Source organism: Pseudomonas sp. GM30, from assembly GCF_000282275.2.
In the GTDB taxonomy this organism is placed as follows: Bacteria; Pseudomonadota; Gammaproteobacteria; order Pseudomonadales; family Pseudomonadaceae; genus Aquipseudomonas.
Genome location: NZ_AKJP02000001.1, coordinates 145,045 through 168,229, shown reverse-complemented (window position 1 = coordinate 168,229; position 23,185 = coordinate 145,045). Strand labels below are relative to the sequence as shown.

Genomic DNA, 23,185 nt, shown 5'->3' with positions numbered 1-23,185 from the left:
CGCTCATGTTCACCACCAGCGAACCTGTCCCACCGCGCACTCGGGCAGCCCTCTGCGGGCTCCCGCCCCGCGCGGGGCTGGGGCTCAAGACCGGGCACTTGCGTGAAGTGCTCGGCACCCGACCGGACCTCGGTTTCTTCGAAGTCCACGCCGAAAACTACATGGTCGACGGCGGTCCGTTTCATCATTTTCTCGGGTTGATCCGCGAGCAGTATCCGCTGTCGCTGCACGGTGTCGGGCTGTCCATCGGGGCCGAAGGATCACTGGATGTTCAGCACCTGCAACGTTTGAAAACGCTGATCGAGCGCTATCAACCGCAAGCCTTTTCCGAACACCTGGCCTGGTCGAGCCACGGCCCGGTGTTCCTCAATGACCTGTTGCCACTGGCGTATGACACGCCGACGCTTGACCGCGTCTGCGCACATATCGACCAGGTGCAAAACACCCTCAAGCGTCCGATGCTGCTGGAAAATCCGGCGACCTATCTCGGCTTCGAACGCTCGACCCTCGATGAACCGGCGTTCATCGCCGAGGTGGTTCGCCGCAGCGGCTGCGGTCTGCTGCTCGACGTCAACAACGTCTACGTCTCGTGCATCAATCATCAACGCGATCCACTGGCCTACCTTGACGCGCTGCCCTTGCACGCGGTGGGTGAGATCCATCTGGCCGGGTTCGCCGAAGATGCCGACAGCCTCGGTGATCGCTTGCTGATCGATGATCACGGCGCGCCGATTGATGACGCGGTCTGGGCGCTATACCGACAGGCGCTCGAACGCGTTGGCCCGGTGGCAACCTTGATCGAGCGGGACAATCTGGTCCCGGCGTTCAATGTGCTGCTGGCCGAGGCGCAGCAGGCCGAAGCGTTGTTGCTGCGTGCAGGGGGTCAGCCATGAGCATTCAAGCCGACTTCAGCGCCGCTCTGCTCGACACTCGCCTGCCCTGCCCCGCCGGCCTGTGCAGCACCAACGGTGCCGATCCTGCCAGCCGATTCTCGGTGTATCGCAATAACGTGCAAGGTTCGTTGATCAACGCGCTGGCCGACAGTTATCCGGTGGTGCAGCAGTTGGTCGGCGAGGAATTCTTCCGCGCCATGGCCGGCATATTCATCCAGCAACAGCCACCGCACAGTCCGTTGATGAGCCGTTACGGCGACGGTCTGGCGGACTTCATTGACGCATTCGAACCGGCGGCCGAGGTGCCGTATCTGGCCGATGTCGCACGGCTCGAACGCTTGCGCACCCGCGCTTATCACGCCGCCGATGCCGCGACGGTGAGTGCGCAACAGATCAGCGCTGCACTGGCCGATCCACAAACACTCGCCGAACTGAACATCACCCTGCATCCCTCGCTGCACCTGCTCGATTCGGCCTGTGCGGTGGTTTCGATCTGGGCCGCGCATCAGCAGGACGCCACACTGGCGGGCATCGACATCCATCAAGGGCAACACGCACTGGTGCTGCGCAACGGTCTGGAGGTCGAGGTCTTTGCCCTCGATCACGGCGCCAGCGTATTCATCCGCCATCTGCTCCATCACCGACCGCTGCTGCAAGCGGCGCAAAACAGTCCGCCCTTTGATCTGCCGCAGACCCTCGCCCTGCTGATCGGCCACAACGCCATCACCGACCTGAACACCAAGGTATCGCCATGAACAACCTCATCACTCGCGCCATCGGACTCATGGAAAAAATCCCCCACAGCCTGATCGCCTTCATCGCGCGGTTCTCGATTGCCGCAGTGTTCTGGAAGTCCGGGCAGACCAAGGTCGAGGGGCTGGCCATCGACTTGATCGACGGCACCTTTCAGCTCGGCTGGCCGCGCTTGGCGGACTCGACGATTCCGTTGTTCCAGAGCGAATACCACGTACCGCTGCTGTCACCGGAAATCGCCGCGCACATGGCGGCGTTTGCCGAACACTTCTTTCCGGTGCTGATATTGATCGGCTTCGCCACGAGGTTTTCGGCGCTGGCGCTACTGGGCATGACGCTGGTCATCGAGGTGTTCGTCTACCCCGATGCCTACCCGACCCACGGCACCTGGGCGGCAGTGTTGCTGTACCTGATGGCGACCGGGCCGGGCAGATTGTCGATCGATCATCTGATCGCACGACGTTTTGCCAGCTGACCACAAACTGTAGGAGTGAGCCTGCTCGCGATAGCGGTAATACAGCCAACATTTCTGTTGAATTTGCTTACGCAATCGCGAGCAGGCTCACTCCTACAGGAAATGAGTTAGCGCTGAAGGCGATCCAGCGCCTCACCGCTGCGCTTGAACCAGCCAATCAGATAATCCGCCAGCACCTGCGTGCGCTTGGGCAAACCGCCCTGATATGGATGCACCAGGTACATCGGCATCCGTCGCGTCTGAAAATCGCGCAGCAGCCAGCGCAACCGGCCGTCAGCCAGTTCCGTTTGCAGCAGATACGACGGCAACCGCGCGATACCGGCGCCGGCCAGCGCGGCCTTTTTCAGCAGGTTGTAATGGTTGCTGGCGAACGGTCCCGACACCGGCACCCTGAGCAGTTCGTGCTGTTGGTGATACAGCCACTCTTCACGGCCACTGTAGTGACTGTTGAGCAGGCAACGGTGTTCGACCAGATCCTGCGGGGTTTGGGGTTCGCCGAACTGCTCAAGGTACGCCAGGCTGGCGCAGGTCATTTCCTGCCACGCCAGCAAGGGTTTGGCCACCAGGCGCTCATCATTGGCCACGTCGCTGCGAATCGCCAGGTCGAACCCATCGCGTGACAGGTCGCGATAGTGGTTGTTCAGCTCCAGCTCGATCAGCACCTCGGGATACTTCTGCGAGAACTCCAGCAGCAAGCCATCGAAAAACGTTTCCCCCAGCGACACCGGCACCGTCATCCGCACCGGGCCGGCCATGTCGTCCTTCAAGCGCGCCAGTGCCTGCCGCGCGCGCTCCACCTGAACGACCAGCGCCTGCGCCTGGGGCAGCAAAGCGGCGCCGGCGGCAGTCAGGCTCAAACGGCGCGTCGTGCGCTGCAGCAGCACCACGGAAAACTGCGCTTCCAACTGGCTGATGCGCTTGGACAACTGGCCCTTGCTGCAACCCAGTTGCTGCGCCGCCAAGGTAAAACTGCCGGCCTCGATCAACACCGCGAACGCCGCCAGATCATCCATTTCGCTCATGGATTGTTTCCATTTGAAAACCAAAGGTTGCCTATTAGTGCGCTTATCCGCAGAAAAAACCACTCTAGACTGAAACCTCGTTCAACCCATTGAGGAACAGTCCCATGAAGATTCTGTTGATCGGTGCCGCCGGCACCATTGGTTCGGCCGTGGATAAAGAGCTGAGCCAGCGTCACGAAGTGATTCGCATCGGTCGCAGCAGCGGCGACTTCCAGGTCGACATCAGCGACAGCGCATCGATTCGCAAGCTGTTCGAGCAGACCGGCAAGTTCGACGCGCTGGTCTGCGCTGCGGGCAACGTGACATTTGCTCCGCTCGGCGAGATGAACGCTGACAGCTTCGCCCTCGGCCTGAAAGACAAGCTGATGGGCCAGGTCAACCTGCTGCTGATCGGCCGCGAATACGCCAACGACGGCGCCTCGTTCACCTTCACCACCGGCGTGCTCAGCCACGACCCGATCCGTACCGGCGCCTCGGCGGCACTGGTCAACGGTGCGCTGGACAGCTTCGTCAAAGCCGCTGCCATTGAACTGCCGCGCGGTCTGAGGGTGAACTCGATCAGCCCGACCGTACTGCTGGAAGCGATGGGCAGTTACGCCCCGTACTTCCGTGGCTACAAGCCGGTTCCTGCTGCCGATGTAGCGTTGGCCTATGCGAAAAGTGTCGAAGGTCTGCAAACCGGTCAGACCTTTCACGTCAACTGAAGAGCCCGCAGGCAGGGTGCATCAACGGGCTACTTTGGCTCCTGCGGTGCGCCCGCCCGCACGTTCGCGCAACCAGCGCTGCACCGGCCGTTCGAACCCGTAGTGACATAGCAGGCTGCTGCCGATCAGCACGGCAAAGAACAGCAGCAGGCTCCACGGCTGATAAAACACGGCGCGTCCGGGCAGGAATTTATCAGCCAGCAGGGCCGCGACAATCTGCAGCGGAAAGTGCAGCAGGTAGGAGGCATAGCTGATGTCGCCAAGCCAGGACAAACGACGCGCCAGCGGCTGCAACCATGGGTGGCAAGCCGCGACGGCAACGATGGTCAGCGGGAACAGCACGGCAAATCTGATGCGCTGTGATTGCGCCTCATCGCTGCCGATCCACCACCAGCCCGCCACACAGGCCAACACCAGGCCGACAGCGACCCAACGCAGATCAAAACGCCGCAACAACCACTCCACGGCGATGTAACCCAATCCACCACAGAAAAAACCAAACACTCCGAGGCTGATTTTGTACTGCGCCGGAAACACCCACAGGCTCGCGGCAATCAGCAACGCGCTGATCAGCAGCGGCGCCGGCGAGTAACGCCACAGCAGGAAAAACCCTGCGTAAAGCAACACTTCCACCGATATCGACCAGGCCGGGCCGTTAAATGACCAGCCCTGCTCCAGCCCCCAGGCCGGAGCCAGAAACACATTGAGCAGCGCATGCCAGGCATCGTTGAACGGGTAAACAAACGCGTTGCTGGTGTGCGCGCTGTAGATTTTCTGCAGCATGGCTACCGCCAGAAAAGTCGCCAGGTGCAAGGGATAGATCCGGCTGAAACGTTCGCTGAAGAACTGTTTGCCGCTGATTTCGCGTTGCGCCAGCGCTCGGGCGAACAACCAGAAAAAAATGAATCCGGAAAGACTGAAGAACAGCGATACGGCATCACCGCCATGCCGGTAGAACAATGAAAACAGGCTGTACAACGGCTGGTCTTCACGTTGTAACGGACCGGGTACTGCGCCTTGAAAAAAGAAGTGCTGCCAATGCCAGAATACTACCGCCAATGCAGCGATGCCGCGCAGGGCGTCCAGCGCGTACAGCCGCTCAGGGAATACCGAAGGGTTTTGCTTCATGCACCATCAATCCATGCCCGCACAGGTACGCCACTATGCTGGCGGGTAACGGGCAACTCAATAGCCAGCCTGAACCGGCCACTCAAGTCTTGTGATCGACGGTCAGCCTGCGTAACGTGGCGGCACTTGTCTGGAGAGCCGAAGATGCGTGTTGCCCGTTCGTTGATCGTTGTTGCCCTGCTGCCATTGTTCGCCGCCTGCCAATTGCTCGATGGCCCGCGTGAAAGCGCGTCCCACGTCGGGCAATCCCGGATGCAGGGTCAATTGACGGCGGCCGACGGCAAACTGGTGTTTCAGCCGTGTGGCGAACAGCGTCAGTACGTGGTCAACGACATCGGCGGCACCAGCGTCCTGCAAGAGGCTGCGACCCTCGCCGACCAACAGGGCAAGCTGTTTGCCGATGTGCGCGGCAAGCTCGTCGGCGATCGCCTCGACCTCGGCCAGTTGTATCGCGTCGAGCGTTCCGGCACCGCCTGCGATGACCCCAATTTCAAGCTGTTGATCCTGCGTGCCGCCGGCCACGGTCCCGAGTGGAACGTCAAAGTCAGCGGCAAGGGCATGGTCATCGACCGCGAAGGCCAGCCGGCGCTGGCGGTACCGTATGTCGAAGAGCAACTGGGCGACGGCCGCTTCAACCTCAGCAGCGAAGCCAATAATCAGCGCATCGAGTTGTGGGTCGCGCCGCAACGCTGCGTCGACAGCAGCACCGGCAGCGTGCAGCACATGAGCGCCGAACTGCGCATCGACGGCAAGGTCGAGCGTGGTTGCGGGTATTTCGGCGGATCGCGTAACGACTGAGCGTTTTAGCCTCACCGGATCCGGCCTTTGCGGCTTATAATCGCGGCCTTCAAACGCCCTGGCGCAGTTGTGCGCCCCGCGAATCCGGATCCTCGCCATGTTACGAATCACCGAACTCAAGCTGCCAATCGACCATCCCGAAGAAGACCTGCGTGCCGCCATCGTGCAGCGCCTGGGCATCGCCAGCGATGATTTGCTCGATTTCACCTTGTTCAAGCGCAGCTACGACGCGCGCAAAAAGTCCTCCGAACTGTGCTTCATCTACACCATCGACCTCACCGTGCGCGACGAGGCCAAGGTGCTGGGCAAGTTCGCCGACGACCGTAACGTCAACGTGGCGCCGGATGTCAGCTACAAATTCGTCGGTCAGGCGCCGAGCGACCTGAGCCAGCGCCCTATCGTGGTCGGTTTCGGCCCGTGCGGGATTTTTGCCGGCCTGCTGCTGGCGCAGATGGGCTTCAAGCCGATCATCCTCGAACGCGGCACCGAAGTGCGTCAGCGCACCAAGGACACCTGGGGCCTGTGGCGCAAAAGCGTGCTCAACCCCGAGTCCAACGTGCAGTTCGGCGAAGGCGGCGCGGGCACGTTCTCCGACGGCAAGCTGTACAGCCAGATCAAGGATCCGAAGTTCCTCGGCCGAAAAGTCCTGCACGAGTTCGTCAAGGCCGGCGCGCCGGAAGAAATCCTCTACGTCAGCAAACCGCACATCGGTACGTTCCGTCTGACCGGCATGGTCGAGACCATGCGTGAAGAGATCCGCGCCCTGGGTGGCGAAGTACGCTTCCAGGAGCGCGTCACCGACGTGCTGATCGAAGACGGCCAACTGGTCGGCGTCGAGCTGGCGAGCGGCGAAACCCTGCATTCGAAACACGTGGTTCTGGCCCTCGGCCACAGTGCCCGCGATACCTTCCGCATGCTCCACAGCCGCGGCGTGTTCATGGAAGCCAAGCCGTTCTCGGTGGGTTTCCGCATCGAACACCCGCAGTCGCTGATCGACCGCGCGCGGCTGGGCAAATACGCCGGCCACCCGAAACTCGGTGCCGCCGACTACAAACTGGTGCACCACGCCAAGAACGGTCGTTCGGTCTACAGCTTCTGCATGTGCCCGGGCGGTACCGTGGTGGCGGCGACTTCCGAGCCGAACCGCGTGGTCACCAACGGCATGAGCCAGTACTCGCGTAACGAGCGCAACGCCAACTCCGGGATCGTCGTCGGCATCACCCCGGAAGTCGATTACCCGGGCGGCCCGCTGGCCGGTATCGAGTTGCAGGAACGCCTGGAGTCCCACGCGTTCATCCTCGGCGGCAGCGACTACAAGGCCCCGGCGCAACTGGTCGGTGACTTCATCAACGGCACGCCGTCCACCGAGCTGGGCGAAGTCGAGCCGTCGTACAAACCGGGCGTAGCCCTGGGCGACCTGGCCCTGGCGCTGCCGGACTTTGCCATCGAAGCGATTCGTGAAGCTTTGCCGGCATTCGAGAAGCAGATTCGCGGCTACTCGCTGCACGATGCGGTGTTGACCGGCATCGAAACCCGCACCTCGTCGCCGCTGCGCATCACGCGTAACGAGTCGCTGCAGAGCATGAACGTCAAAGGTCTGTTCCCGGCGGGTGAAGGTGCGGGTTATGCGGGCGGGATTCTGTCGGCGGGTGTCGATGGGATACGTATCGCGGAAGCTGTGGCGCGGGACATTCTCGGTCTGGAAGCCTGATCAGCCAAATCTGCAAAACGCCCAACCCTGTGGGAGCTGGCTTGCCAGCGATGACGGACTCAGATTCGACATTGATGTTGACTGACAATCCGCTATCGCTGGCAAGCCAGCTCCCACAGTGGTTTTCGGTGTATCAGAAATTCGCGCGCAGCACTGTGGTTGGCAGCGGCTCACCCCGTTCGGCACTCGCCGCCACCGCCGCAATCAATCCCTCCAGCTCATAGCCCTGCGCCTTCAGCCAGGCCTGATCGTAATAGGTGTCGGCATAGCGCTCGCCGCCATCGCACAGAATCGCCACGATCGACCCCGACTCCCCCGCCGCTGTCATCTGTTGCGCCGCCATCAGCGCGCCGATCAGATTGGTGCCGCTCGACCCGCCGACATGCCGTCCCAGACGCTGCGCCAGATAATGCATCGCCGCCAGCGACAAGGCGTCCGGCACCTTGACCATCGCATCGATCACCTTCGGCAGGAATGAGGCCTCGACCCGTGGCCGGCCAATGCCTTCGATCCGTGAACCACAGTCCAGACGCAGACTGGCGTCGCCGGTCTGGTAGAAATCGAAGAACACCGAGCGCTCGGCATCGGCGCACAACACCCGAGTGCAATGCTGGCGATAACGCACGTAGCGGCCAAGGGTCGCGGTGGTGCCGCCGGTGCCGGGGCTGGAAATCAGCCAGCTCGGTTCCGGATGTTTCTCGAAACGCATCTGCTGGAAGATCGACTCGGCGATGTTGTTGTTCGCCCGCCAGTCGGTGGCCCGCTCGGCATAGGTGAACTGGTCGATGAAGTGCCCGCCATGCTCGCGGGCCAGACGTTCGGATTCGGCGTAAATCTGCGTCGGATCCTGCACCAGATGGCTCTGGCCACCGTAGAAGGCGATCTGCGCAATCTTCTCTTTGGAGGTGGTCGCCGGCATCACCGCAATGAACGGCAAACCGAGCATGCGCGCGAAATACGCTTCGGAAATCGCCGTCGAACCGCTGGACGCCTCGATCACCGGCGCGCCGGGCTTGAGCCAGCCGTTACACAACGCATACAGAAACAGCGAACGCGCCAAACGATGCTTGAGGCTGCCGGTGGGATGGCTCGACTCGTCCTTGAAATACAACTCGATGCCTGCAAACCCCGGCAGCGGCAAGGGGATCAGATGGGTGTCGGCGCTGCGCTGGAAATCCGCTTCGATGATGCGGATCGCTTCACGGGCCCACTGTCGGTTGTCGCTCATGGTCATGTTCTCGTTGGTTCGGGCAGAAGTTGCCTCGCTACAGGCTCAGCCACCCAGCATAGGAAAAAACCTGCAAGGCTCACAGATACAGCTGAGGCTCAATTCACCCACCAACTGCCAGGTTCTGGGGCAAATAAGTATCAGGCTTTTGCAGTAATTGCGCAGACCCCATCTCCCCGTTCTTTGAACTGAAGCGGCCTGCTCGCCCCCCTGCCAGACAAATAGCGAACAATCCGCACTTAATCAAAGATCCGTCCTACAGCCAGCATTTGTCCGCGTCGTTAACGTCGCACAGCCCTTTCGAAGGGTTGTCAATGGATGAACGAAAGGACGCTCAGTGGCTCGCAACAAGGACATTCCCCGGGTCCCCAACCCGCCGGCGGGCGACGGTCATCACGTCACCTGGCGTTACATGACGGCCACCGAACTGGCCGAGCGAGAAGCCCGCCAAAACGCTTACGACGCCATGCTGGCGCGGCAGGAGGCCTTTGAGCGCAGTCGAGAGGTTGCGGCGAAAAAGCCTGATCCCGTGCGCGCCGGGTGCGTGTTCGCCAAGTCCTGCAAGTTGCCGGACGCGATCATCGATTACTCGAATCCTTCGGGGATGGTACCCACCGACAGCCTGAAAGATTACGGAGATCTGGTCCTGCTCGGAGGCCGTGAAGCCGATGACAGCGGCGTCGTTCCACTCAAGAAAATCAGCGGCACTGCCATCCCGGCAGGCCTGGGCACCTTCGCCCTTGCGGGTGAGGCGTTCAAGGCATTGCCCGCCATCGCTTCCGCCGCCGTTGTGAACCCTTTGGTCGGGCTGGTGGCGTTGCTCATGCCATCGAACCTGGGCGACAGCGCCCTCTACACCGAAGACCAGTTGCTCGCCCTCAGACAGGCCCGCACCCGCGTGCGCCTGCGCGTCGAACAACAGGCCGACGGCAGCCTGCGGGGCTACGGCTTCTACACCGGCAGGAATCGCGATTGGGAAATGGTCGATGTCGTGCAGTTCACCGCGCGTGGCAGTCAATTCATTGCGGACCTTGGTGAAGGCGTCGAACTGATCTGGACGCCGGCGGTGGATGGTTCTGACATTCTCGGCATCCCGGCACTGGAGGCCGCCCCGCAAGCACCGCACATCTGGGTGTATCCGCCGACGAAAGCGGCGGACGGGATTCTGGTCAATCCGGTTTATCCGCCGGAATATCGGGATTTCATTCTGGTGTTTCCGGCGGATTCGGGGGTCAAGCCGGTTTACATTGTGCTCAGTCGAGCCCGCGACCATGCCTACTACGACCACCCAAAGACGCTTCCTGCGTTTCCTGATGCAGTGAGAGTGAAGTCCAAGTCATCGGTTCAGGGTGGAGGAAAGCGACGAGCACGCTGGGTAGACCGCAAAGGTCGGATCTATGAATGGGATTACAAAAGCAATGCTGTAGAAAAGTACGACAAACTGGGAACCACTCATTTGGGTGAGTTCAATCATATTACTGGTGAACAAACCGGGCCCGCCGAGCCGGATAGAAGAACCTCTAGAAATTAAGGGACTAAAACATGCGTTACCTTTCAATAACCGGATTTTATCCTGACGAAATCCAAGACAGCTCGTTACAGTTTGAAATGGATATCAACGATGGCGAAATGAATGAAAAAGTCGCTCAGCTCATTGAATCCAAGCCGCTTAACGAACTGGAGCCTGGGGAGTTGTTATTGAGCCCGGATCAAGTAAGTGCATTGGAAGTCCTTCTGAACGTCAGCTTCCCGAAGGGGCTGGAGTATTTCATGGGCACCTGTGCCCAGCATTGAGCGGGCGAATTGAAACAAACAAAAACCCCGACCAGTCACCTGATCGGGGTTTTCTTTTACCGCTCGTTTCCGCTTAGTGCGAAACGCGGCTGGTGCCACCGACGGTGGAGATACGCACGCGCTCACCAACACGGAACACTTCGTTTTCCTGAACCTGTTGCACGTAGGCGCGCATGCTGCCGTCGTCTTCGCGCACAGTGATTTCCACGCCCTGGGTACGGGTCAGGCCTTCTTCGGTGGCCGAACCGATCAGGCCACCGGCCACGGCGCCGATGACCGCCGCAACGATGCTGCCCTTGCCGCCACCGATGGCGCTGCCGCCGACACCGCCGACCACTGCGCCTGCAGCGCCGCCGATCGGGGTCTTGGTGCCTTCGATTTTCACCGGACGCAGGGATTCGATGGTGCCCATGCGAATCGTCTGCACACGACGCGCTTCGTCACGGGAATAGGAGTCACCGGTCAGGCTCGACTGGCAGCCGGTCAGCAACATCGCCATCGTGGAAAAGGAAGCAACCAGCAGAACAGACTTACGCATAGCATCAACTCCAAAAGTACATGTGCTCATTAAACCCCGCTGCTTGACGCCTGTCACGACACAGCCCGGATAAACTTGGTTTTATTCAGGCCCGGTACAGGCACCTGCAGACCCACCCAACAGTAGCGCCAAATCGTCCAATCCGCCCTGCCGACCCAAGGATTTTCATGGATTACCTGATCATTTTCGTCACCACCGTCGCCGGTCTGTACTTCCACGGATGGCTGTACGTGCGGATCAGACGCTGGATGGATCATGATCTGGCGCTGTCCCTGGCGGGCAAGGATGAAGGCAAACGCGCCTTCATGCTGGAACGGCTGGCCGAGGCCCGCGCGCGGAAGATCAAGCGCCGGGACCTGCCGCAGTGGCTTGAGGCCGCTGCGGCAGGCTATCCCGCTCGGTAGACTGCTTAAGGCGCCAGACGTTCAAGAATCCAGTTGGCACCCTGCTGACGGTAGTTCAGACGATCGTGCAGACGACTTGGACGGCCCTGCCAGAACTCGATGCGCTCGGGTAGCAAGCGATAACCGCCCCAGTGTTCCGGGCAGTCGGGCTGTGTATCGCTGAAGCGCTGCTCGGTGGCTTTGAGCAGATCTTCCAGCTCGCCACGCCCGTTGATCACCCGGCTTTGCGGTGAGGCCCAGGCGCCGAGCCGACTGCCCAGCGGACGCACCTGATAATACGCGTCGGACTCTTGCGGCGTGACCTTCACCACCCGCCCTTCGATGCGCACCTGGCGCTCCAGGGTTGGCCAGAAAAACGTCATGGCCGCGAAAGGATTCGCCGCCAGATGCTGGCCCTTGGCGCTGTCGTAGTTGGTGAAAAAGGTGAAGCCCTGCGCGTCCAGGCCCTTGAGCAGCAGAATGCGACAATGCGGGCGACCGTCCGCATCGACCGTAGCCAGGTTCATGGCGTTGGCTTCCACTGGCGCCTGTTCGGTTTTCACCGCGTCGGCAAACCATTGGTGGAACAGCGCAAACGGTTCGGCCGGGGCTTGCGCCTCGGTCAGACCGTCCCGGGTGTAATCACGACGCATATCTGCCAGAGCCTGGGTCATGGCGCATTCCTTTTCGTTAGCGGATCACTGCTTGGAAGTATCGCTGGCGGCGACTTTCTTGTCTGTGGTCGCCGCTTTGGCCGGAGCGGTTTTCTTGGCAGGCGTTTTTGCCGGTGCCTTGGTCGCGGCTTTTTTCGCAGGTGCCTTGGCGGCGGCTTTTTTCGCCGGCGCCTTTTTGGTTGCAGGTACGGCGGCCTTCGAAGCGGCCGGCGCCGGGGTGACCGGTTTGGCTGCAGGCTTGACGTCCTGTGCGGCAAGCATCGTGGTCGGTGCCGGCGCCGGCATGTTGTACTTGCTCAACAGCGCAACCATGGTGTTCTGCGGGGTCACCAGCAGCTCGACACGACGGTTCAGGGCACGGCCTTCAGCGCTGTCGTTGGCGGCACGCGGGGCATCGCCGCCCATGCCGCGCAGCATCAGGCGATCACGCTGCAAGCCGCTCAGGCGGAAGATCGCCGCCACGGACTGGGCGCGCTCCTGGCTGAGTTTGACGTTGGCCGGCGCGGCACCGGTGTTGTCGCTGTGACCGAGCACCAGCACTGCAGTTTTCGGGTCAGCTTCGAGGATTTTCGCGACATTGGTGAACGGACTGAGGGTCACCGGCAGCAGCATGGCCGGACGCTTCGGGTTGAACGAGCCTTCAACCGGCGCGATCACCACCAGCACGTTGTCACGGCGCTCGAGTTGCAGATTGCTGTCCTTGATCGCCGCACGCAAGCGCGGTTCGTAATCATCCAGCCAGGCCTGGGTGACTTTCGGATCAGGCATCGGCACCACTTTGGCAGTCGACTGATCCTTGCCGCCAAACGGCCACCACCACTTGGTGTCGGCATCGGCCTTGGCCACTACCGCCGGTTTGGCTTCGGGTTTTACCTCGGGTTTCACATCGGCCTTGGCGGTCGAATCATCGGAACCGCCGAACGGCCAGTACCAGTGGCTGCTGCTTTCAGTCTTGGCCACCGGTGCGGCAGCGGCAGGCTTGAGCGGCGCAGGGGCTGCGGCAGGAGCCGGGGCCGGCTCTTTGGCCGCTACTTTGTCAGAGGATCCGAACGGCCACCAGCTGCCGCCATCCGCATCGTTTTTAGGAGTCTGTGCGCAACCGGTGATCGCAACACACAGGGCCAGGGCGAGAGTTTTTTTGGATGACATTGAAAATCCACAAAGTGAAGTAATGAAAAATCAGAGCTCTTTTGCCCGGATAAACTGACGCTTTGAATCGAAAAACCGGATCTGGTTCCAACCCTGGAACCTCATGTAACGCTTTACAGACAAGTGGCAAGTACCCGCGCCAGTTGCTGCGCGCGCGGATCCATCAAGACGTACGGCCCAAGGGTATTTGTCACAAAACCGAACGCGACATCGTGCTCAGGATCAGCAAACCCCACTGAACCACCCGCACCCGGATGACCGAATGCACGTGGGCCGAGGCCGTAAGTGGCGTTCACCATGTCCGGCTGATCGAGCATGCAGCCCAGGCCGAAACGGGTTCGGGTCAGCAGGGTCTTGTCCTCGCCGTAGCTGTGTTCGCGGGTCAGCTCTTCGAGCATTTCGCTTTCGAGCAGGCTGCCGTCGAGCAAACCGGCGTAGAAACCGGCCAGGCTGCGTGCGTTGCCGTGGCCATTGGCGGCCGGCTGCTGCATGCGCCGCCATTCCGGTTTGTTGGTGCTGGTAAGCACCGACGGCGGATTGGTGAAGGCGCGGGTGGTCATGGCGGTCGGTTCGCGCATGGTCACTTGCAACAGGCGCTGGGCCGCAGCGTCACCAACGTTGCCCTTGCCGCGAGCAATATGCGCCACGCGGTGGAATTCTTCGTCCGCCAGGCCGACGTGGAAATCCAGGCCCAGCGGCTTTGCGACACGGGCGACGATCGACTCGCCCGGCCCGCGACCGTCAGCGCGGCGCAGCAATTCCCCGACCAGCCAGCCATAGGTGATGGCGGCATAACCGTGGCCGGTGCCCGGCGTCCACCACGGCGCTTCGGCCGCCAGGGCGTCGACCATGGTTTGCCATTCGTAGAGGGCCGCGGGCGCCAGCAACTCGCGCAGGGCCGGCAGGCCGGCCTGATGGCAGAGCAATTGGCGCAGGGTGACGGATTCTTTGCCGGCGGCTGCAAATTCCGGCCAGTAGCGGGCAACCGGTGCATCCAGTTGCAGTTTGCCTTCGGCGACCAATTGCAATGCGGTGACCGCGGTAAAGGTTTTGGTGCAGGAAAACAGGTTGGCGATGGTGTCGCTGTGCCAGGCTTCGGTGCCGTCCTTGTCGGCCGTACCGGACCAGAGGTCGAGGACGGTTTCTCCGCCGACCTTGATGCACAGGGCTGCGCCGCGTTCCTGGGGATCGTCGAACAGTGCCGCGAATGCCTCGCGCACCGCTTCGAATTGAAGCTCGTAATGTCCCTGAATCTGCACCCGCAACTCCCCCGCGAAAACGCTCTACAAAGTGGCCCGCATTGTTCCAGCCCTTGAGGGATTTGGGAACAGCTGCGGGCCGGACGGTTGAATGATGCGGTGACGCGGCTGACGCCTTCGCGAGCAAGCTCGCTCCCACAGAGATTCTTTGGTGTGGCAGAGATCCAGTGTGGGAGCGAGCTTGCTCGCGAAAAACGATAACGCGGTCTAAACCTTAATGACCATTGCCCGAGTGCCCACCGGCATGTCCGCCCCCCGGGCCTTTGCCGGCTTCACCCTTGCGCCCGCCTTCGGCCTCATGTCCAGCAGCGGCGGCCGCCTTCTCAGCCTCTTTGCCGAGCTGATCAACCGCTTGCAGATTGCTCTTGCGCACCGTTTCGACAAAGCCCTGATACGGCAGATCGGTAATCCCCACCAGACCAAAGTGCCCGTTCTCGCCATCGAGCAGACGCCCGGTCACCGGTTGATCCAGATACTGGAACCAGTGCACGCCGACAATCGACGGTTCGCTCAACGCCTGTTTGAGGAAGTTGGCGTAAGCCGGACCACGGTCTTCTTCCTTGGCCAGTTGCGTCACGCCACCCCAAAACGGGCCACGATCACTGGAGCCGAAGTTGAATTCGGTGATCAGCACCGGTTTGTCGAGAGCACGCAGGGCGGCGAAGTCATAGCCGTCCTGCGGTTTCAGCGTGTACATGTTGAAACTCAACACGTCGCAATACTGCGCGCAGGACGCCACAGCCTCCGGAGTGCTGGTGGCGAAACGGCCACCGAGCAGCAACTGATTCGGCGCGTGCCACTTCAGCGAATCGGAGATGGTTTTGAAGTAGGTGTCGGCGAACACCTTCTGGAAGTATTTGAAGTCGTTTTCGATCTCCGGGTGTTCCGGATTCGGCATCGGTGGCACAAACCCCGGATCCTCCATCAACTCCCACGCCGGCAAATCAATGCCCCACGCCTTCGACAGGCCTTCCTGGTTGCGGTACTTGTCGCGCAGTTGCTTGAGGAACGCGCGCTTGGCTGGCACGTCGGTGGTCATTTTCAACGTGCCGTAGGCCAGGGCATAGCGCGATTGCGGGTCATCGCCCGGACCGGCCCAGGCCAGTTCGTTGTCGGCGTAGTAACCGATCAGCCATGGATCATCACGGTGATCGCGGGCGGCGATGGCCACGGCACGCTCGGTGGCCATGGCGAAACGCGGGTCGAACGGGTCAGGCATGCCGCCCCACCAGTCGCTGCCGGTGCTGATGCTGGTGTAGTCGCCGACGATCGACAGCGGCAAGGTGTACGGCACCCGCTCGGCCTCGGCGAGCGAGTCGGCACTCCAGTTGCCGACGGTGTTGAAACCCCAGGCCTGCAAGCGATCGAGAGTGTGCGCAGCCCACTTCTGTTCATCGACCGTGGCTTTGCATGGAGCGGCGTTCGCCGGTTCGGTTTGCGCCGGTGCTGCGCAAGGTTCGCCATACAGGCGCTGCAGGTTGGCACCATAGAAATCGTACCAGCGCCCGTTGCCATAGCCGCGGCCCTGATCGGCGCCGTTGCCACCACGGTTGTCGCCTTCGCCGAAATGGCTGGCGAGCGGCTCGTCGGCCTTGGGCAGGGATTCGAACATCCACTCACGCCCGGCGACGTAGGTCTGGTTGACCTGCGGGCTGACGGTGTTGACCCCCAGCGAATAGAACGGATGCCCTTCAGGAGTCACCAGGTACCAGCGGCCGTCACGTTTTTCGGTGCGGAAAAAGCCGCTGGCCTTGAACGCCGGGCCTTTGTTCCAGCCGCCGAACTTGTCCAGCGAGGACTTTTCGCGCTCGGCCAGCCAGGTTTTCAGCTGTTGCTGTTCCTTGGCGGCGGCGGATTTCAGTTGTTCATCGTTGCTGACTTTTTCCGGCCATTTGCTGCGGGTCGATTGACCGTAGGCGTCCACCAGATTGCCGTAGACAGCCTGGGTCACGGCATCGCCATCCTGCACGCCGAAACGTTCGAGCAGCAGGCTCTGCGCGGCTTTGGGCTGATCCATCCACAGGCTCACCGACACTACCTGACTGCGATCCAGTTCACCGCTGCTGCTGGCCAGCAGAATCCGCTGACCATCGACGGTCATCGGCATCGGCGGCCCGGCCTTCATGCCCTGGCTCAGCGGCGAAGTCGCCACCAGCGGCACCAGCAGGGTTTGCGCGGGGCCGGCCGGCAGATCGACGCGGCTGGTCAAGGTCTGGCCGTTGTTGCTCTGGATTTGCACGTAGACCGTCACGGCCCAGTTCATCGCGCTCTGCAGACGCAGGCTCATCATGCCCGACTGCGACCAGTCCCAGGCGCCGGTTTGCGGAGTCAGGCGCAAGGTTGGGCGGGCTACCGGGTTGAACGTCACCCGGCGCAGCACTTCACCTTCCGGGGTCTGCTCGGCGTTGGCTTGTGGCAGGTCAGTGTTTTCGGTGACGACTTTCACCACGTCGGCGGGGCGAACGAAGTTGAACAGGGTCTGCTGACCCGCAGGCGCCGCCAGTAACGGGGCAGCGAAAATCAAGGCGAATACGGCAGGCAACGAACGGCGAATCATAAGAACGGAGTTCTCCCTAACGACCAACTAAGGCCAATGGAAAAGCATGGCAGAGAGATAGACAGCGCGGCGGGCAAAACTGCCCACCGTTGTCTCAGGATATTTCACGACGGAAAGGCGGCAACGCATTGAGGATCGCCTTGCCGTAGCGCTGGGTGACCAGGCGCCGGTCGAGCAAGGTGATGGTGCCGCGGTCTTCTTCGGTACGCAGCAGACGCCCGCAGGCCTGGACCAGCTTCAACGAGGCGTCGGGCACCGAGATTTCCATGAACGGATTGCCGCCACGGGCCTCGATCCACTCCGACAGTGCGGCCTCGACCGGATCGTCCGGCACCGAGAACGGGATCTTGGCGATCACCACGTGCTCGCAGTACGCCCCCGGCAAGTCCACGCCTTCGGCGAAACTGGCGAGGCCGAACAGCACGCTGGAATCGCCGCCATCGACCCGCGCCTTGTGCTTGTTCAGGGTTTCCTGTTTCGACAGGTTGCCTTGAATGAACACCTGCTTGCGCCAGTCGCGGTCGAGACCGTCGAACACGTCCTGCATCTGTTTGCGCGAAGAGAACAGCACCAGCGTGCCGCGCGAGCCTTCGACCAGATCCGGCAACTCGCGGATGATCGCCGCGGTGTGAGCAGCGGCGTCGCGTGGGTCGGCCTTCAGGTCCGGCACCCGCAGCACACCGGCATCGGCGTGATGGAACGGGCTCGGCACCACGGCGGTGACAGCTTTCTTCGGCAGACCGGCGCGCATGCGGAAACGGTCGAAAGTGCCCAGTGCAGTCAAGGTTGCCGACGTCACCAGACAGCCGTAAGCCACGTTCCACAGGCTGCGACGCAGGGTTTCGGCAGCAAGAATCGGGCTGGCGTTGACCTCGATGTCGAACAGCGAACCGCTTTCGGCCAGGGTCAGCCAACGCGCCATCGGCGGGCTGTCTTCCGGATCTTCGGCGGTGAACGCGGTCCACAACTCCCAGTTGCCCGACGCCCGCGACAACAGGCTGCCAAACAGCGGATACCACTCTTCGGCCTGGTTGCTGGCGATGCCGATGTTGACCTCGCCGTCCATGCCTTCCTTGAGCAGGTCGGTCAGACGGGTGAACAGATCATTGAGCCGCGAGTAGCCCTTTTTCAGCTCGATGCCCATTTCGCGCATGTGCTCGGGAATCACCCCGCCGACGAAACGATGGCGGGGCCGCTCGCGACCTTCGACGTCTTCGCCGGGTTTGAAATCGGCAATCTGCTCGCACGCGGTGAACATGAACTGCTGCTGGGTCTTGATCTCGCGCGCCAGCTCGGGCACTTGTTCGATCAGCTTGCCGAGATCCCCCGGCAACGGATGCTGGGCCAGCAGTTTGGTGAGGTTCTTGGCGGTGGTTTCCAGCCAGTCGGCGGTGGAACGCAGGCGCGTGTAGTGGGCGAAGTGGCCGATGGCCTTGTCCGGCAAATGGTGACCTTCGTCGAATACATAAATGGTGTCGCGCGGATCGGGCAGCACCGCGCCGCCGCCGAGGGCGAGGTCAGCCAGCACCATGTCGTGGTTGGTGACGATCACGTCGACCTTGCCCATGCCTTCGCGCGCCTTGTAGAAGGCGCACTGGCCGAAGTTGGGGCAGTGGCGATTGGTGCACTGGCTGTGATCGGTGGTCAGCCGTGCCCAGTCGGCGTCTTCCAGGGCGTTTGGCCAGCTGTCGCGGTCGCCGTCCCATTTATTGCCGGCGAGTTTCTCGATCATGCTGGTGAACAGCTTCTGACTGGCCTCGTCGACCTCGATCTTGAAACCTTCCTCTTCGAACAGCTGCGCGGTGGCGGTTTGCGCGTGGCCTTCCTGCAGCAGCATGTCGAGCTTGGACAGGCACATGTAGCGGCCACGGCCCTTGGCCAGCGCGAAGCTGAAGTTCAGCCCGCTGTTGCGCATCAGGTCGGGCAAGTCCTTGTAGACGATCTGCTCTTGCAGAGCCACGGTCGCGGTGGCGATCACCAGGCGTTTGCCGGCCAGCTTCGCCGTCGGAATCGCGGCCAGGCTGTAGGCCACTGTCTTGCCGGTACCGGTGCCGGCTTCCACCGCGACAATCGCGGGGTCGCCACTGCGCCGGCCTTCGTCGTCGGTGTCGATATCCCCGAGGACTTTGGCGACTTCGGCGATCATCAGGCGCTGGCCGTAACGCGGCTTGAGGCTCTTGGCTTCAAGAAAACGCGAATAGGCGCCCTGGATCGTGGTTTTGAGTTCAGTGCTGATCATTGATTGTCGGGCGCAAAAAACGCTGGATAAATTTTCAGTGGTTTCGGATGGCGGCTATCATACCCCGCTAATCAGTCCCGCGCAGAACGGAGTGCCCCAATGACACCTTTTAGCCTCGTTTATCCACTGCATGTCCTGTCCGCCTTGGTCTGGGTCGGCGGCATGTTTTTCGCCTGGATGGTCCTGCGCCCGGCGGCGATGAAGGCACTCGACGGCCCCGCCCGCCTGACCTTGTGGGTGGAAGTGTTTCAAGGTTTTTTCCGCTGGGTCTGGGTCGCGGTGATCCTGTTGCCGATCAGCGGTGTCGGCATGTTGCATTTGCAACAGGTCGGTTTCGAGACCGCGCCGAAGTACGTGCAGGTGATGATCGGACTGTATGTGGTGATGACGGCGCTGTTTATTCGAATTCAGGGCTTGATGCTGCCGGAGTTGCGCAAAGCAGTAGAGGCGAAAGACTGGCCGGCGGGTGCAGCGGTGCTGGGGCGGATTCGCCGGGTGGTGGGGATCAACCTGATTGTCGGGTTGGTGCTGGTGGCAATTGCGGCCGCTCGGCCGATGTTCTGACCCACTGACCTGCACTATTTGTGGCGAGGGAGCTTGCTCCCGCCGGGCTGCGCAGCAGCCCCAAATCAGCTGGCGCGTTCAATTTGAAGAAACGCGGTATCCGGGGTGGGGCCGCTACGCGACCCAGCGGGAGCAAGCTCCCTCGCCACAGTTGTGAATAGCACTGTTATTTAGAGGCGCTGCATAGTCACAGCCCCCGCCGCACCCGCAGGCCCAGGCTGGCGATCCGTTCTGTTGGCGATCACGGCGGCGCGGCCGATGTTCTGATCCACTGACCACAAGCACTATTTGTGGCGAGGGAGCTTGCTCCCGCTGGGCTGCGCAGCAGCCCCAAATCAACGGGCGCGTTCAATCTGACGAAACGCAGTATCTGGGGTGGGGCCGCTACGCGACCCAGCGGGAGCAAGCTCCCTCGCCACAGTTGTGAATAGCGCTGTTATTTAGAGGCGCTGTACGGTCACAGCCCCTGCCGCGCCCACCGGCCCTGGCTGACCATCGGCCCCGGCCTTGCCGTTCTTGCCGCCATCGGCGCGATACACCAGGCAGCCCTTGGACTGGCCGCCCTTGCCCGCTTTGCCGCCAACACCCGCCGGGCCACCGGCGCCGCCCGCAACGTTGACCTTGATCAGCTCGGCCGGAAACTCGCGCGGCACTTCAAGACGCACCAACGCACCCGGTGCACCCGGCTGGCCGTCACTGCCATTACTACCATCAAAACCGTGACCGGCCGCGCCCCAGGTGCAGCCCGGATCTTCACCATTGCCGCCATCGAGGCCGACGAAACCCGGTGCGCCGGTGCCGCCGCGGGCGTCGACAAACAGTTTTGGCGCGTCCAGCGCCTTGAATTGCAAATTCAGATTGCGCCCGGCGCGGGCAGCTTTTTCATAGGTGCCCGGCGCCCCGCGTGCAGTGATCAGGCTGCCTTCGGACAACTGCGCACGGCTGACTTTCATGTCCAGCGCTTGTTCACTCGGGACGATCGCGATGCGCGCTTCGTGGCCCAGGCGCAGTTCGCCGACAGTCAGCTCGGTCACGTTGGAGGGAATCAGCAGGGTGCCGTAATCCGCCACTTCCAGCCGTTCCAGCTGCAAGGTGCTGGCGGTGTTGGGCAAGCGCATCAGGGAATTGGTTTCGACGCTGACCACCTGGGCGCAGGCCAGGGGACTGATGAGTGCAGCGAGCAGGCAAAGTTTACGCATGGGAAGAAGCCTCCGGAGCGGCCGGGGCCGGGATGGTTTGCAGGTGAAAAACGCCGAACAGCAGGATGCGCAGACGGTCGCGCCACGGATTGGGACGCCCCTTGAGGCGCGAGAACAGCAATTCGAGTACATGCAGCGCCAGCAACAAGCCGCCGGCCAGATTGACCAGCAGATGCAGCGGATGCACAAACGGCAGCAGCAGATTGACCACCACCACGCACCAGAACAGCAGGGTCAGCAAACGCCCCAGCCCCCAGAAAACCTTCATACGCTCCCCCGTGTCGGAATTATTCTTTGGGCGCACAGTAACGGCTTACGCGGGGGATAAGCCAGAGGGGCAAAAGAAAAAACTTTTGTCAGTCGTCGGATCGCTGCCGGTTCGACGACGATCGTCGACCGGCAGCTCTAGCCTGCGGACTACAGACAAGTCCTAGCGATTGATATGCAACTCCACCCGACGGTTTTTTGCCCGTCCCTCGTCCGTTGCGTTATCAGCCACCGGCTCGCTCTCGCCACGCCCTTCACTGGTCAGTTTGTCCGGCGCCAGGCCCTGACTCAGCAGGTACGCCGCCACGCTGCTGGCGCGTCGTTCCGACAGTGCCTGGTTGTAGGCGTCCGAACCTTTGCTGTCGGTATGGCCGATAACCTTGATGCTGACCACGTCGGCATTGCGCAACTTGTCCATCAACGTATCGAGCTGGGCCTTGGCGGCCGGGGTCAGGTCCGACTTGTCGAAATCGAACAACACATTACCGGCATCGCTGAGGGTAATGACTTCCGATTGCGGCGCAGGTTCGGGAGCTTTTGCAGTGACCGGATATTGCGGCAGCGGACAGCCGCGATGATCGACCGGGGTATTGGCCGGGGTGTCAGGGCAACGGTCGCGGCGGTCGAACACGCCATCGCCGTCTTCATCGCCATCCTGGGCATAGCAGATCAGCCCGCCGGTAAGAATCCCCAACGCCGCACCGCCACCGGCCCAGCCGCCACTTTCAATGGCGCCAAGACCGCCACCGACCAGCCCGCCGATCAGGCTGCAGATCGGCCACGTACGTTGATTGAGGGGGGCATCGCCATCGCTATGAGTGGCGCAACCGGTGAGCAGGCTGCCCAGCAGCAGCACCGGCAAGACGGACCTTGAGAAAACAGTCATTGTGAAAGCTCCTGTGTCACCGGCCCATACCGGTTACACAGGAGTAAAGACCCGCATCCGCGACTGCACAAGCCGCGGATGCGAGAGGGACTAGCGGACGATTTTGATTTCGGTGCGACGGTTCTGTGCGCGGCCATCGGCGGTTTTGTTATCCGCCACTGGCTGGCTTTCACCCATGCCCGATACCGAGACGAAGCTGGCACGCGGCACACCTTGCGAAATCAGGTATTCCACCACCGAGTGCGCGCGACGATCCGAGAGTTTCTTGTTGTAGGCATCGCTGCCGACGCTGTCGGTGTGGCCGGTCACGGTCAGTTGCGCCGTGGACGACTCTTGTTTCAGGCGCGTGGCGACTTTGTCCAGAACCTGTTTATCGGCTCCGGTCAGAGTGGCTTTGTCGAACTGGAAGTGCACATCGCGAATGACGATGGTTTCTTCCTTGACCACAACCGCCTCCTCTACCACTGGCGCCGGGGCTGGTGGAGGGCAGCCGTCAGCATCAACCTGCACGCCTTTAGGGGTGTGCGGGCACTTGTCGCGACTGTCCGGCACACCATCGCCGTCTTCGTCGCCATCACCGTGCACCCAGCAATAGGCTGCTGCCGTACCGCCGACCAGCAGGGCGCCGTAGCCGGCCCACGCCGAACTTTCCGTCGCACCGAGACCGGCACCGACCACACCACCGACCGCCGCACAGGTCGGCCAGTCGGTTTTCTGCAAACCTGCGCAACCAGTCAACACACTGGTTAGCAGAATCAAAGGTAATGCTGTCCGAACTATGCTCATCTGGTTTTCTCCTGAGGGATCGGCTTAGAACCGATTCACGGAGTAAAGACCGGAGTTTTAATCTCCGCCAGCAATAGGCCAGCGTCATTTGGGACCGTGTTCACAGGGATTTGGCACTTTTGCCATGCGTGACAAAACGGGGTCTAGGCCGGATCCGTCTGGCGCGCTAGTCTTGGCG

The 23,185-nt window shown here is 61.6% G+C and carries 23 protein-coding genes; 10 read left to right on the top strand and 13 right to left on the bottom strand.

Annotated features, from left to right (window positions below; genetic code table 11):
- Positions 1-5 precede the first annotated feature (5 nt).
- The 3 genes from bufB to PMI25_RS00825 are packed head-to-tail and all read left to right on the top strand — an operon-like array spanning position 6 to position 2,121.
- Positions 6-893, top strand: coding sequence for an MNIO family bufferin maturase (bufB, locus tag PMI25_RS00835; RefSeq protein WP_007969474.1), 888 nt, complete (start codon positions 6-8; stop codon positions 891-893).
- A complete protein-coding gene (locus tag PMI25_RS00830; protein WP_007969473.1) occupies positions 890-1,648 on the top strand; it encodes an HvfC/BufC N-terminal domain-containing protein in 759 nt (252 codons plus the stop codon). Before bufB ends, PMI25_RS00830 begins: the two co-directional genes overlap by 4 nt.
- Positions 1,645-2,121: a DoxX family protein gene (locus tag PMI25_RS00825; RefSeq protein ID WP_007969472.1), complete on the top strand. Its 477-nt coding sequence runs from the start codon at positions 1,645-1,647 to the stop codon at positions 2,119-2,121. The genes PMI25_RS00830 and PMI25_RS00825 overlap by 4 nt, the downstream gene beginning before the upstream one ends.
- A gap of 107 nt (positions 2,122-2,228) precedes the next feature.
- Here the strand turns inward: PMI25_RS00825 and PMI25_RS00820 are convergent, their stop codons facing one another.
- Positions 2,229-3,143 (bottom strand): LysR family transcriptional regulator, encoded by a 915-nt coding sequence (locus tag PMI25_RS00820; protein WP_007969471.1) that lies wholly within the window; start codon positions 3,141-3,143, stop codon positions 2,229-2,231.
- Positions 3,144-3,247: 104 nt separating this feature from the next.
- On the opposite strand from PMI25_RS00820, the gene PMI25_RS00815 reads away from it, so the two are divergent.
- Positions 3,248-3,847: a short chain dehydrogenase gene (locus PMI25_RS00815; RefSeq protein WP_007969469.1), complete on the top strand. Its 600-nt coding sequence runs from the start codon at positions 3,248-3,250 to the stop codon at positions 3,845-3,847.
- A gap of 21 nt (positions 3,848-3,868) precedes the next feature.
- On the opposite strand, the gene PMI25_RS00810 is transcribed toward PMI25_RS00815, so the two are convergent.
- Positions 3,869-4,975 (bottom strand): acyltransferase family protein, encoded by a 1,107-nt coding sequence (locus PMI25_RS00810; protein ID WP_007969467.1) that lies wholly within the window; start codon positions 4,973-4,975, stop codon positions 3,869-3,871.
- A 144-nt stretch (positions 4,976-5,119) separates the two neighbouring features.
- Here PMI25_RS00810 and PMI25_RS00805 point away from each other — a divergent pair, with 144 nt between their 5' ends.
- Together PMI25_RS00805 and PMI25_RS00800 are read left to right on the top strand one after the other, a co-directional pair.
- Entirely contained in the window at positions 5,120-5,773 is a 654-nt protein-coding gene (locus PMI25_RS00805; protein ID WP_007969466.1) for a COG3650 family protein, read from the top strand.
- Between the two features lie 97 nt (positions 5,774-5,870).
- Positions 5,871-7,484 (top strand): NAD(P)/FAD-dependent oxidoreductase, encoded by a 1,614-nt coding sequence (locus PMI25_RS00800; RefSeq protein WP_003222357.1) that lies wholly within the window; start codon positions 5,871-5,873, stop codon positions 7,482-7,484.
- A 133-nt stretch (positions 7,485-7,617) separates the two neighbouring features.
- Here the strand turns inward: PMI25_RS00800 and PMI25_RS00795 are convergent, their stop codons facing one another.
- Positions 7,618-8,712, bottom strand: coding sequence for a PLP-dependent cysteine synthase family protein (locus PMI25_RS00795; protein WP_007969464.1), 1,095 nt, complete (start codon positions 8,710-8,712; stop codon positions 7,618-7,620).
- Positions 8,713-9,049: 337 nt separating this feature from the next.
- On the opposite strand from PMI25_RS00795, the gene PMI25_RS00790 reads away from it, so the two are divergent.
- Entirely contained in the window at positions 9,050-10,243 is a 1,194-nt protein-coding gene (locus tag PMI25_RS00790; protein WP_007969463.1) for an S-type pyocin domain-containing protein, read from the top strand.
- Between the two features lie 11 nt (positions 10,244-10,254).
- Positions 10,255-10,506 carry a pyocin S6 family toxin immunity protein gene (locus tag PMI25_RS00785; RefSeq protein ID WP_007969462.1) on the top strand — a complete coding sequence of 84 codons (252 nt, stop codon included), beginning with the start codon at positions 10,255-10,257 and terminating at the stop codon, positions 10,504-10,506.
- 73 nt (positions 10,507-10,579) lie between these two features.
- On the opposite strand, the gene PMI25_RS00780 is transcribed toward PMI25_RS00785, so the two are convergent.
- The gene (locus PMI25_RS00780; protein WP_007969461.1) at positions 10,580-11,044 is read right to left on the bottom strand and encodes a glycine zipper 2TM domain-containing protein; all 465 of its coding nucleotides are present in this window, start codon (positions 11,042-11,044) and stop codon (positions 10,580-10,582) included.
- A gap of 167 nt (positions 11,045-11,211) precedes the next feature.
- Here PMI25_RS00780 and PMI25_RS00775 point away from each other — a divergent pair, with 167 nt between their 5' ends.
- Positions 11,212-11,448, top strand: coding sequence for a hypothetical protein (locus tag PMI25_RS00775; RefSeq protein WP_024164410.1), 237 nt, complete (start codon positions 11,212-11,214; stop codon positions 11,446-11,448).
- Between the two features lie 5 nt (positions 11,449-11,453).
- Here the strand turns inward: PMI25_RS00775 and pdxH are convergent, their stop codons facing one another.
- From pdxH to dinG, 5 genes are all read right to left on the bottom strand, one after another.
- Positions 11,454-12,101 carry a pyridoxamine 5'-phosphate oxidase gene (gene pdxH / locus PMI25_RS00770; protein ID WP_007968870.1) on the bottom strand — a complete coding sequence of 216 codons (648 nt, stop codon included), beginning with the start codon at positions 12,099-12,101 and terminating at the stop codon, positions 11,454-11,456.
- Between the two features lie 24 nt (positions 12,102-12,125).
- The gene (locus tag PMI25_RS00765; protein WP_007968872.1) at positions 12,126-13,250 is read right to left on the bottom strand and encodes an OmpA family protein; all 1,125 of its coding nucleotides are present in this window, start codon (positions 13,248-13,250) and stop codon (positions 12,126-12,128) included.
- A gap of 113 nt (positions 13,251-13,363) precedes the next feature.
- The gene (locus tag PMI25_RS00760; protein WP_007968873.1) at positions 13,364-14,509 is read right to left on the bottom strand and encodes an EstA family serine hydrolase; all 1,146 of its coding nucleotides are present in this window, start codon (positions 14,507-14,509) and stop codon (positions 13,364-13,366) included.
- A gap of 214 nt (positions 14,510-14,723) precedes the next feature.
- Positions 14,724-17,066: a beta-galactosidase gene (locus tag PMI25_RS00755; protein ID WP_007968874.1), complete on the bottom strand. Its 2,343-nt coding sequence runs from the start codon at positions 17,064-17,066 to the stop codon at positions 14,724-14,726.
- A 94-nt stretch (positions 17,067-17,160) separates the two neighbouring features.
- Positions 17,161-19,305: an ATP-dependent DNA helicase DinG gene (gene dinG / locus PMI25_RS00750; protein WP_007968875.1), complete on the bottom strand. Its 2,145-nt coding sequence runs from the start codon at positions 19,303-19,305 to the stop codon at positions 17,161-17,163.
- 99 nt (positions 19,306-19,404) lie between these two features.
- On the opposite strand from dinG, the gene PMI25_RS00745 reads away from it, so the two are divergent.
- Positions 19,405-19,869 (top strand): DUF2269 family protein, encoded by a 465-nt coding sequence (locus PMI25_RS00745; protein ID WP_007968876.1) that lies wholly within the window; start codon positions 19,405-19,407, stop codon positions 19,867-19,869.
- Between the two features lie 440 nt (positions 19,870-20,309).
- Here PMI25_RS00745 and PMI25_RS00740 read toward each other — a convergent pair whose 3' ends face one another.
- The 4 genes from PMI25_RS00740 to PMI25_RS00725 form a co-directional block, all read right to left on the bottom strand.
- Positions 20,310-21,068 carry a hypothetical protein gene (locus PMI25_RS00740; RefSeq protein ID WP_007961893.1) on the bottom strand — a complete coding sequence of 253 codons (759 nt, stop codon included), beginning with the start codon at positions 21,066-21,068 and terminating at the stop codon, positions 20,310-20,312.
- A complete protein-coding gene (locus tag PMI25_RS00735; protein ID WP_007961894.1) occupies positions 21,061-21,336 on the bottom strand; it encodes a DUF1145 domain-containing protein in 276 nt (91 codons plus the stop codon). Before PMI25_RS00735 ends, PMI25_RS00740 begins: the two co-directional genes overlap by 8 nt.
- A 162-nt stretch (positions 21,337-21,498) precedes the next feature.
- Positions 21,499-22,221, bottom strand: coding sequence for an OmpA family protein (locus PMI25_RS00730; protein WP_007961895.1), 723 nt, complete (start codon positions 22,219-22,221; stop codon positions 21,499-21,501).
- A gap of 90 nt (positions 22,222-22,311) precedes the next feature.
- Positions 22,312-23,007: an OmpA family protein gene (locus tag PMI25_RS00725; RefSeq protein ID WP_007961897.1), complete on the bottom strand. Its 696-nt coding sequence runs from the start codon at positions 23,005-23,007 to the stop codon at positions 22,312-22,314.
- Positions 23,008-23,185 lie beyond the last annotated feature (178 nt).

Excerpts from the sequence above, each read along its gene's own strand:
- bufB (WP_007969474.1), top strand. The coding sequence starts at position 6 with ATGTTCACCACCAGCGAACCTGTCCCACCGCGCACTCGGGCAGCCCTC.
- PMI25_RS00830 (WP_007969473.1), top strand. The coding sequence starts at position 890 with ATGAGCATTCAAGCCGACTTCAGCGCCGCTCTGCTCGACACTCGCCTG.
- PMI25_RS00825 (WP_007969472.1), top strand. The coding sequence starts at position 1,645 with ATGAACAACCTCATCACTCGCGCCATCGGACTCATGGAAAAAATCCCC.
- PMI25_RS00820 (WP_007969471.1), bottom strand. The coding sequence starts at position 3,143 with ATGAGCGAAATGGATGATCTGGCGGCGTTCGCGGTGTTGATCGAGGCC.
- PMI25_RS00815 (WP_007969469.1), top strand. The coding sequence starts at position 3,248 with ATGAAGATTCTGTTGATCGGTGCCGCCGGCACCATTGGTTCGGCCGTG.
- PMI25_RS00810 (WP_007969467.1), bottom strand. The coding sequence starts at position 4,975 with ATGAAGCAAAACCCTTCGGTATTCCCTGAGCGGCTGTACGCGCTGGAC.
- PMI25_RS00805 (WP_007969466.1), top strand. The coding sequence starts at position 5,120 with ATGCGTGTTGCCCGTTCGTTGATCGTTGTTGCCCTGCTGCCATTGTTC.
- PMI25_RS00800 (WP_003222357.1), top strand. The coding sequence starts at position 5,871 with ATGTTACGAATCACCGAACTCAAGCTGCCAATCGACCATCCCGAAGAA.
- PMI25_RS00795 (WP_007969464.1), bottom strand. The coding sequence starts at position 8,712 with ATGAGCGACAACCGACAGTGGGCCCGTGAAGCGATCCGCATCATCGAA.
- PMI25_RS00785 (WP_007969462.1), top strand. The coding sequence starts at position 10,255 with ATGCGTTACCTTTCAATAACCGGATTTTATCCTGACGAAATCCAAGAC.
- PMI25_RS00780 (WP_007969461.1), bottom strand. The coding sequence starts at position 11,044 with ATGCGTAAGTCTGTTCTGCTGGTTGCTTCCTTTTCCACGATGGCGATG.
- PMI25_RS00775 (WP_024164410.1), top strand. The coding sequence starts at position 11,212 with ATGGATTACCTGATCATTTTCGTCACCACCGTCGCCGGTCTGTACTTC.
- pdxH (WP_007968870.1), bottom strand. The coding sequence starts at position 12,101 with ATGACCCAGGCTCTGGCAGATATGCGTCGTGATTACACCCGGGACGGT.
- PMI25_RS00765 (WP_007968872.1), bottom strand. The coding sequence starts at position 13,250 with ATGTCATCCAAAAAAACTCTCGCCCTGGCCCTGTGTGTTGCGATCACC.
- PMI25_RS00755 (WP_007968874.1), bottom strand. The coding sequence starts at position 17,066 with ATGATTCGCCGTTCGTTGCCTGCCGTATTCGCCTTGATTTTCGCTGCC.
- dinG (WP_007968875.1), bottom strand. The coding sequence starts at position 19,305 with ATGATCAGCACTGAACTCAAAACCACGATCCAGGGCGCCTATTCGCGT.
- PMI25_RS00745 (WP_007968876.1), top strand. The coding sequence starts at position 19,405 with ATGACACCTTTTAGCCTCGTTTATCCACTGCATGTCCTGTCCGCCTTG.
- PMI25_RS00740 (WP_007961893.1), bottom strand. The coding sequence starts at position 21,068 with ATGCGTAAACTTTGCCTGCTCGCTGCACTCATCAGTCCCCTGGCCTGC.
- PMI25_RS00735 (WP_007961894.1), bottom strand. The coding sequence starts at position 21,336 with ATGAAGGTTTTCTGGGGGCTGGGGCGTTTGCTGACCCTGCTGTTCTGG.
- PMI25_RS00730 (WP_007961895.1), bottom strand. The coding sequence starts at position 22,221 with ATGACTGTTTTCTCAAGGTCCGTCTTGCCGGTGCTGCTGCTGGGCAGC.
- PMI25_RS00725 (WP_007961897.1), bottom strand. The coding sequence starts at position 23,007 with ATGAGCATAGTTCGGACAGCATTACCTTTGATTCTGCTAACCAGTGTG.